Annotated in this window: 2 protein-coding genes; one reads left to right on the top strand and one right to left on the bottom strand. The window is 36.1% G+C overall.

Annotated features, from left to right (window positions below; translation table 11 throughout):
• On the top strand, window positions 1-245 hold a 245-nt coding region (locus tag ACODS7_RS32085), incomplete at its 5' end, for a phage antirepressor KilAC domain-containing protein (protein WP_488828608.1).
• Window positions 246-496: 251 nt separating this feature from the next.
• Here the strand turns inward: ACODS7_RS32085 and ACODS7_RS32080 are convergent.
• The gene (locus ACODS7_RS32080) at window positions 497-679 is read right to left on the bottom strand and encodes a hypothetical protein (RefSeq protein ID WP_030028814.1); all 183 of its coding nucleotides are present in this window, start codon (window positions 677-679) and stop codon (window positions 497-499) included.
• Between the last annotated feature and the right edge of the window lie 601 nt (window positions 680-1,280).

Below are 1,280 nucleotides of genomic sequence, written 5' to 3'. Positions count from 1 at the left end.
CAGTACGATTAAATAAAATCTTAAAGGATGAAAAAGTACAGTACAAAGTAAACAACCAATGGCTGCTGTATGCCAAACATCAAAATAAAGGGTATACAAAATCGCAGACAATTGATGTCACGCATTCGGATGGTAGTAAATCCGTAAAAATGAATACGCGCTGGACGCAAAAGGGTAGGTTGTTTATCCATGATATGTTGACGAAGCGAGGTATTATTCCGGAAATGGATAGAGAGGCTGTTTAAATTCTATCCTGTAGAAAACCGACCTCATAGAACCGGGTAAATTCGTGTTAGAATCTTTTTTTGAATATCGTAGGTATCGGACAGACAATAGGGCTTTAAAAAGAATGGTAGGATGCTTAAATCAAAAATAGGGATTGTAACAAAAAAGAGGAACTCTTTTGTAAGAGTTCCTCAGGTAGCTGACAAATGAATAAGAAAAAACATCATAATGTATGTGTAGTATACCTCAGTTTCACAAGGTTATACAAAAGTCATCGGAAAAGTAAGTACAAAACCGCGATGATACTGAATAATCCTATCCAAGCATAAAAGAAATAGCCGAAATAACGAATCCATTTTGGTAATTGGCTCATGTTGACTTGATTCGTGGGAATACCTTGCATTTGGAACATCATTTTTTGATCGCGATCCCTATTATCCTGTTGTTCATACATGATATCAGCGCCTTTCTTACGGTTGTATATGTAGTATAGCAGATTAGGTAGAACAAAGTATAGAAAGTTTAGAGGGAATAGAAGGAAGGTATAACAAAGCAGTTAGCAAAAGCTAACTGCTCAGTTGATGAAAGGAATGCGAATATGCTCTTTACACCTTCAGACATTGCGGGCTATATATCAAGCCTATGGATAGTATGAGTTAATTTTTTCTTTTTATACAAAAAAATAAAACGAGCACTTGTGCCAGAGTGCCCGTTTCTGAAGCCTAAAGTTGATTCATTCTTGTTATGTGTGTGAGTCATGAACAAATAATGATTCGACAAGTAAGGATTCGAGATAGTATATGTCTCTTGGGTAAAAAGGTGCAAAGAAAAAACAGCTAGCCAAAACTAGCTGTTTTTCCGTTCCAAGGAATAGAAGCGTTTCGTTAACAATTCAAGTAAGGAAGAAAGCCGCGCCAAGGCTTAGTTACAGTGTGCACGAAACATAAGATTTTATGCAGGAGGATGACACATGAATCAATTATCTTTTTTTACATATGTTGATGAGAAAGAAATCCGTCCTTTTGTGATAGAAGAATTGAAGAAGTATAAGGTGT

The sequence above is a fragment of the Bacillus sp. FG16 genome, assembly GCF_057809515.1.
This window is presented reverse-complemented; position numbering and strand designations above follow the sequence as displayed.